This is a genomic window from Rhodoferax ferrireducens, from assembly GCF_049302455.1.
In the GTDB taxonomy this organism is placed as follows: domain Bacteria; phylum Pseudomonadota; class Gammaproteobacteria; order Burkholderiales; family Burkholderiaceae_C; genus Rhodoferax; species Rhodoferax ferrireducens_B.
In genome coordinates this window covers 1-8,483 of record NZ_JBAQMD010000002.1, presented here as the reverse complement: position 1 = coordinate 8,483, position 8,483 = coordinate 1, and the positions used below count along the sequence as shown (strand labels likewise).

General features: G+C 55.4%; 3 protein-coding genes. All 3 read right to left on the bottom strand.

Annotated elements, in window-relative coordinates; all coding sequences use genetic code 11:
• Positions 1-169: 169 nt before the first annotated feature.
• Complete coding sequence (locus tag WA157_RS00155) at positions 170-2,377, bottom strand: EAL domain-containing response regulator (RefSeq protein ID WP_422619009.1); 2,208 nt, start codon at positions 2,375-2,377, stop codon at positions 170-172.
• Positions 2,374-4,524, bottom strand: coding sequence for an HDOD domain-containing protein (locus tag WA157_RS00150; RefSeq protein WP_422619008.1), 2,151 nt, complete (start codon positions 4,522-4,524; stop codon positions 2,374-2,376). Before WA157_RS00150 ends, WA157_RS00155 begins: the two co-directional genes overlap by 4 nt.
• A 337-nt stretch (positions 4,525-4,861) precedes the next feature.
• Positions 4,862-7,816 carry an EAL domain-containing protein gene (locus WA157_RS00145; protein ID WP_422619007.1) on the bottom strand — a complete coding sequence of 985 codons (2,955 nt, stop codon included), beginning with the start codon at positions 7,814-7,816 and terminating at the stop codon, positions 4,862-4,864.
• Between the last annotated feature and the right edge of the window lie 667 nt (positions 7,817-8,483).

Below are 8,483 nucleotides of genomic sequence, written 5' to 3'. Positions count from 1 at the left end.
TCATTAACTTGCTCCAACCTCCCTGTTATCAGCATACAAGGGGCGGGGGGAGTGAGTGGGGGAAAAAGAACGTAAAAAAATCCAACCCGGTAAAAACCAAGCCCAATGAGTTTCGTCATCAAGATTGCGGGAGACGCTGCTGGCCCCTGGCGTCGTTAACCCGGAGCAGTCAGGCCACGCGCAGCAACGCCAGCATTTTTTTCTGCGACAAGGGCTTGTGATACAGGTAGCCTTGCATCGTGTTACAGCCGGAGCGCTCCAGATAGCGTTCCTGAACCTGGGTCTCAACACCCTCCGCGACCAGGTTCAGACTCAAGCCTTTTGCGATCGAGATGATGGCGAGCACCACCGGACATTGCGAATTGTCGTTCTGGATTTTCATCACAAACGAACGATCAATTTTGATGGTATGAATCGGGAATCGATGTAAATAGGATAAGGAGGAGTAGCCGGTTCCGAAGTCGTCGATGGCCACGCTGACCCCGAGTTGACAGAGCTTGTTGAGTTGTTCGATGGCCGTCTGCGGATTGTGGATACAAATGTTTTCGGTCACTTCGACCTCAATCTGGGACGCGTTGATATGGTGCAGGGTCAGCGCATTCTTGAGCTTGTCAAAGAAGTCTCCGCGATCAAGGTATTGGGGAGAAAGATTGAGTGACAGCCGCACCGGCTCGCCACCGGCCGCATTCCAGTCCAGCAGGTCGAGGCAGATGGCCTCCAGCATCCAGTCGGTGATGGGAATAATCAAACCATTTTCCTCGGCAAACGGCAAGAAATCGCCGGCACCCAGGAATCCGCGTTCAGGATGGTTCCAGCGCATCAGCGCCTCGGCCCCTACAATTTTTTGTGTCCTGACATCCACTTGGGGCTGGTAGTACATCTCCAGTTCGCCCCGTTCCAGTGCCAGTCGCAGACTGTGTTCAAGCTCAATCTTCTGGCAGGACGCATCCAGCATTGAACGGTCAAAAAACGAGTAGCCGTTCTTGCCCTCGGCCTTCATTTGGTACATCGCGATATCGGAGTTTCTGATCAACTCATCGGTCGATTCACCGTCGCCGGGGTAAATGGCGATACCGATGCTGGCGGAGATGTGGACCGACTGTCCGGCGAGCTGGAACGGCTGGCGCAGACACTCCAGAAACTTTTCTGCGATCAGCACAGCGTCCTGTCGATCACCCAACTCCGGCAAGACCGCCGTAAACTCATCCCCCCCCAGCCGCGCCAGTGTGTCGCCACTGCGCAGGCAGGCTTTGAGGCGAACGGCCGCTTGTTGCAACAACTTGTCGCCGATGGCGTGACCCAGTGTGTCGTTAACCAGCTTGAAGCGATCAAGATCAATAAACATCAGGGCCAGACTGGCGTCATTTCGCTTGGCCTGCAGCACCGCCAGGCCCAAGCGGTCTTTGAACAGCACCCGGTTGGGCAGATCCGTCAGGATGTCGTGATAGGCCTGATAGGTAATCAGTTCGTCAGCCCGCTTGCGATCGGTAATGTCACGGGCCACGCCGTAGGTGCCAAACAGTTCTCGCTGGGTCAAATCAGGTTCTGGTGACGTGTCGCTGGCGCTGAACGAAATCGTCATCAATTCGTGGGTGAAGGTGCGCACTTCACCTTTGGCATGGCGGGACTTGAGCCGCAGTTCGACGTTGCGAGACAGGCGATAGTCGCCTCGTCCCTCGTTGAAAACATAATTTGCGCGCAGCACATCGTCTTCTTGAATGAGCACAGAATAGTGCTCGCCAATCAGCTCCTCGCGGCTGAAACCCAACAACTGCTGCACCCGGTCGTTGACAAAGGTGAAGCGGCCTTCATGATCAAGCGTGTAGATGATGTCGGGCGAACTGTCGACCAGATAACGGTATTTTCTTTCGGAGCTTTCAAGTTGCCAGGCGATATGCCGATTTTCGGCCTGCAAGCGGCGTTGCTTCAAGGCGTTGTCCACCGTCTTGCGCAGTTCTTCCGGGCTATAGGGCTTGCGCAGGTAATCGTAAGCGCCTCGTTTGAGCGCACCAATTGCTGCGTCAATTCCGCGGTCGCCGCTGGTCACAATGATGTTGGCATCGGCTTGCTGGGAGTTCATGAAATCCATGATGTCGTGGCCGCTGATATCGGGTAGGCGCAAGTCCAGAATCACCAAATCAAAGGGTTGTTGGCCGAGATACCGGATCGCTTCACCGCCGTTGGCTGCGCTGGTCAGGACAAAGCCCCGGTCCTTGAGCAATTCGCCCAGGCTGCTGAGCATTCTCGGTTCGTCGTCAACCAGCAGCACCTGCGCAGGCAATTGTGCAGGGGCGGGTGCTGACCATCCGTGGCTTGCGAAACTGACCGCTGATTGCGTCAATCCGCCACCCGTCATGACATCGACTTCAGCCCTCATGCCAACGCCTTGATGGACAACGCAGCAGCGCCTTGAGTCGCGGCATTGCGGGCTGGCAGGAGAATTTCAAAAGCCGTGCCCGTCCCGGTGCTTTGGCAACTGATCAGGCCATCGAGCTTTTTGACCAGGTTGTGAACAATACTCAAACCAATGCCACGGTTCTGGCCCACCTTGGAACTGCGAACCGGGGAAAACAGCTTGGCCAGTACCTCGGCTGGAATGCCGGGTCCATCGTCCTTGATGCACAACTCGAAAAATACGCGTCCGTCGCGTTGGACTTGACCCTTGTTGTCGATCTCGATATGGCCGCCCCTGGGCAGAGCCTCAACGGCATTCTTGAGCAAGTTCACCAGAATCTGCTTGAGAATGTCGGCCGAGCCGTTGATCTCGGCGATTTGCTCCGGCATCCGAGCCACGATCTGCACCGAGGGTGGCAGGAATCTGCTTTCACGAAACAGGCGCACCAGATCGTTGACGACTCGGTTGATTTCAGTGGCACCGGTTTGAGTTTTCGGAGCGACCCCGGCAAATTCGTTCATGATGTTGCCAACCCGGTCAATCTCTTCATTGAGAATCAGCAACTCGTCCGCCACCGGTTCCTGGCGCGTCAATTTGTCGTCCAGTACGCCAAGGTAGTTCTTGATGATCGACAGCGGGTTGTTGACCTCATGCACCACTCTGCGGGAGCTTTCGCGATAATCTTCCTTCAAACTGGCGATACGGTGATCGATTTCACCCCGGTCCCGGGTCGCCGCCTCGAGCGCTGTGGCCGCCTGAGCGCCAAAGGACTGCAAAAACTTCTCGCGGTACTTTAATTCGGCGATTCGCCATGCGGGAACGCCGCCTACCATCATTCCCAGGCAGCGTGAGGCGCTTGCAATAGGCACACAAACCAGACAGTCGGCATCAAAAATACGCATCAACTGCTCTTCTGCAAGGCCTTGCCGAGTGCCGTCGCGTTCAAGAAAAACCAGGCGCCTTTGAAGCGCAGACGCGGCTATGCCGCCACCGCCGGACATCGCGATGGAGAATTCCGCCAGTCGTTGTTGCTGCTGCCCAAACGATACGCCCACCAGGGCCTGGCCGCTTCCGTTCATCAGGAAGATGATTGAATTTTCGAGATTGAAGAGAATGCGCGCGTTTTGCCGAACAACGTCGAGCAATTGCGTGTCACCCTTTTGGCGCGCAAACGACTGCCCAAGCTCGGCACTCAGCGCCATGTTGCGCACCTCCTCGGTCAGGCGCTGCTGTGCCAGATCGGCCACCGGCGCGGCAAGCGCGCGGGCTGGCGGCGCCACCAGATCATCTACGCCCGACAGGTCAATGCCCAGGTATTCGGCTGCCTTTTTCACCTGGGCTGCTGCTCCATCGCAAATGAGCGACAGGTCGTCCAGGTTGATCTTGCAAAGCGAGCCCGCATTGGCTGAAAGGGGCAGCGCAGGGTCATGGCTGCTCAGCAGTTGCGCAAGATGGATGATGCGAATCAGGGGATGCGCGGCCTCAAGGCGCATTGTGGACTCGTGGTGGTAGAGGATGCTGTCGGCCATGAACGAGTCCAGGTTCCAGCGTTCGATCAACCAGGCCCCGGCGTCAGCATGGGAAATCCGAAGTGTGTGCTGCTCAACGGCACAAAGGCTTGCGTCGTCCTGCGCCAAAAAATTGAAGCCGTATTCGTTGGGTGCCGCGGCCAATAAAGCCAGACGGCCCACATCGTGCAACAGGCCCGCCAGATAGGCTTCTTCGGCATGCGCATAGGCCATCTTTTTTGCGATCTCGCGCGCCATGACGGCGGTGGTCAAGGAGTGCTTCCAGAAGCTGCGCAGATCCGTGCTGCCGGAATGCGGAAACCCACTGAAGGTCTGGAACACCGACTCGCTGATGACCAGGGTCTTGATCATGTCCGAGCCCAGAACGCCCAGCGCCTGAAGCAGTCCCACTTTGTTGCCGCCGCGGTGGTAGGCGGCGCTATTGGCAACGCTCAGCACCTTGGCGGTCATACCCGCATCGTTGGCGATCAGTTTGGCGAGTTCAGCCATGCCCGCTTCGTCGGCCTGACACAGTTCAATCAACTTGAGGAGGATCTGTGGCATCGACGGCAACCGGGCCACCAGCAGGCGGTTGCGAATATCCTGATTATTTGGGGACATTTTTACGGATGTTATTGCCAATAAATTGTCAGACAGTCAACGCACGACCGGCATCCAAAACCGCAAGCCCAGTTCATTTTTTTTTCTGGCCTCAAAACTTGTTTAACCCAAAATTGCCGCCTTAATCCAAAGATCAAAGCCGAAAATCTAACTTGTAAAACAATATAGCATCATGTTACAGAATGTGAAAGCGGTGCCGACAAGCTGAGCACGAAAAGTGGTGCTAATTGGTCACATTGGCGCTGGGATGCCGTCAAACTCATCGACGGGCTTGCCCGTTGCGGGTTTTCAACATGACCTCGCCCCTGGCTGCCATCGCCTTCATGGCGCGTCAGGGTTAATGCACGTTGATGACGCGCACGTCGGAAAACATATCCACTTGCGGCAGCATCTGGTTTGACTTTTCAATCAGGCACACATAGTGGGCAAGCGCTTCGTCCTGAATGAAGCTTGCCGAAGACTCGGCTTTGAGCAGTTTGTCAGGGTGCTGGGCGCGTGCCACGGCAAATCCCTGCACATAATCAACCCCGATCTCGGTCAGGGTCTGCACCGTGGCATTGTCCTCGGCCCACTCGGCAATCACCTTCATGCCCAGGTTTTTGGCGAGGTTGACGATCGCTTCGACAATGGCTATGTTGGCTGGGTGCTTGTTCATGTTGACAATGAAGCTGCCATCGATCTTCAGCAGGTCTGCCGTGAACTCCTTCAAGTAAGAGAACGAGGTGTAACCGGCGCCGAAATCGTCCAGCGCCACTTTGGCACCGTAGCCGCGCACCTTGTTGACGAAGCGGCGGGTATTTTCCAGATCGTGCAAGGCCACGCTTTCGGTGATTTCAAGGCACAGTTGCCCAACCAGATGCAGGTTTTGTTCAAGCATGACATACACCTCCTGCAGGAACTTCTCATCATTCAGTGAAGCACCGCTCAAATTCATGCAGACGAATTTCGTGTGCTTCAGTTGCGTGTAATTGGTGTTGAGCCAGGCCAGCGTGGTCGACAAGACCCAGCGGTCGATCATGCCCATGCGTCCGCTGTTCTCGGCTGCAGCAATCAGCCGGTCGGTGGGAACGACATTGCCATCGATGTCGCGCATGCGCAGCAGCACCTCAAAATTAAGCGATTCATGCGGCTTGGTGAGCGACATGATGGGCTGCATTTCCAGATACAGACCATCGGTGGCGGAACTGGTGGCCAGCAGCGCAATCAGTTTGAGCTCGGCTTCATGTTGTTTGAACGCGATGGCATTTTTTTCATACACCACCAGGCCGTCACTGCTGCCGGACTTGGCCTGGCGACACGCGCGGTCGGCAGTCGACATGGCGTCGTTGAACTGCATGCCGGCCCTGACCTCGATAAGTCCGATGGAGCCGCGCACATGAAACGCGTTTTCGCCAACCTGGTAGGGCAGGGTGTCAATGCTGTCGATGATGCCGCGGCACATGACCGCGGCCCGTGCGATGGGCGTGTCAGGAAACACGATGACGAACTCATCACCGCCAACGCGGCCAAATTGGAGTTCGCGGGAAAGCAGGTCCGACACGCGCCCGCACACTTGCTGCAACACTTCATCGCCGACCCCGTGGCCAAACAGGTCGTTGATCAGCTTGAAACGGTCGAGGTCAAGGTAGGCTAGAGCCACCGGTGCATTGGCGCCGGTGAGACTTGCAATGGCGCTGTTGAACGCTTTCGCGATGCCGCGCCGGTTCAGCACCTTGGTCAGTGAATCATGGTCGGCCAGGAAAGACAGATCCGCGGTTGCCCTGGATTTTTCGGTGACGTCCTGCAATGAGCCCTCGATCTTGTCGCCAGCCAGCGTTGCCTTGACGAGAAAACATTTTGAACCACTGCAACCAGGCACGGGTTTGCCCTGGATTTCCATCTCGTCTTCGTTTTTGTTATGCACCATTTGATGCAGCTGGGTCCAGGCACCGTTGGTGAAATACTGCTGCCAGGCATTGGCGCCATCGGTCAGCACATTCGGTCCCAGCATGCCGACCAGGGCGGGGTTGGCACTCGTGAAGCGGCCACGTAGGTCGAGGGTGAAGAGGCCGATCGGCATGGCCGCGTAGGTGTGCTCCAGTTCGGCCTGCACTTCCAGTCGCTGCACATGCTCCTGCCGCATTTGTTCGGCAATCGCCAAGGCGGCCAGCAGGCTTGACGCCAAGGCGGCGGTCACGCTATTGACTGATCCGATCAGTCCTTTGATGCCTAGCGCCGCAGAAAGGACTTCATAAAGGCTTGAGACAATGGTGATACTGATGGCGGCGCTGTACCAAATTGCTACACGGGAACGCGTTTTCTGCAGAATACGTGTGAGAAAAAATACCATAACTCCAATGCTTAGGCCGGTTGATACCCAAAGAAAAGGCAGGTATGACTGATACGTCATAAACGCAGATAGCAGCAAGAGGGGCAGGCATGTCCATTGCGCGATTCGCAATAGAAACAGAGAGCCGACTTTGGTCAGGTCATCACGAAACAGAACCTTGAACAAGGTGACAGCTAGCACGTAGTACACGGCAGTCGTGATTAACCGCATGCGCTGAAGCCAATCCTGTGGCACTGAGTTTCCCAACCATTGCGAGTCCCATCCGGCAGAAAGAGCACCCATTCTCAGATTGACCACGAGCCAGGCTGCGAACAAGACGTACAAGGCGTTTCGATTGATCAAAGCCGCGACCATCACAAAAATGGCCAGTACGATGATCCCCCCGTCCAGCAGGCCTGACTTACGGTGAAACTCCTGGGCAGAAGATCTTAAATCGTTAGCTCGCCAAATCAGGGCCGAAATACGGGCCGGGCCAATGGCACTGGTGCGGCATACCACTTGCTCGCCTTTGAGTGCTGGACTGAGTTCAAGCGCAAAACCCGCCTTGATTGCAGAAATGCCGCCAGTCGCGCCTTGGTGATTGCCATTGCCAAGCGCTTTCAGCGTCCTGGCATCCCAACAGGCGATGTTCATGGCATGTCGCGAGGGAAATTCGACCATCAGCGGGGTGGTTTCAACTTCTTTGGGCGTAACGAAAGAAAACCAGACAGGGGCTACAGAAAGCCGGGTGTCATGGAATGGACTGATCGGGCTTTCGCGTAACAGCGCCAAAGCCTGGGCTGGTTCCACCACGTCGACTGATTCTTTTAGAACCTGAATTTCCAGCTGTTGCGGATCGACTACTGGGTATTGTGTTTTCCAGGTAAAAAGGGCCAGCAAAGACGCCAATCCGATAAGAATGGGCAGGGCGTAGGTCGAGAGCGTGTACAGCAGGCGGTCCAATCCCTGATTGAGATTGTCCATTTGCTTCCGGAGGAGTTCAGATACTTTTGGCATTTTGTTGTTCACGGCTTCGGACCGGGATCTTTAACTTGGCATGGTGGCGCCCCATCGCGCCCTTCTCTGGCGAAGAACTCATCCAAAAAAAGTCGTGCACTTTGTCCTTCCAGTGTGTTGTCGAGCATTCCATATATCTATTTCATATATCGGCAAGGGCGGTGATAAATAAACATTACACCTGCTAAAAATGCACGACAACGGAATTCAATGATTGTTGTTATTTAAAAACAACATATTTATCATGGAGTTGCAGCAAAAACCTGATGTGTTACTTGTAATGCTGAATTTACATGCCCGGCCAAGAACGCAATTGCGATCGCTCAATGACATGAAACGTCGGTGTCGGGTCTGTTGCTTTCAGGAGACACGCTGGATGGCGCGGTTTTGATGGGGTGGTTCGCTGCCAACGCATAGGGGAGACGCAAGTGGACTGCGCCGGTCGACCTCGAGCGTGGGAGGATGGGTGATCCGGGTGCTGTTGTGTGGGCGCCCGGTCATGGCTACTTAGTGCCTGACCGGAAACCCCATTTTTTCAAAAAATGGCCTGCCTAAACTTCAAGCACAGATCATTTTTTGCCTAAACCTATCTGCCGCTCGGACTCGTCGCCTCCTTTTTCCTGCAAAGCCAACA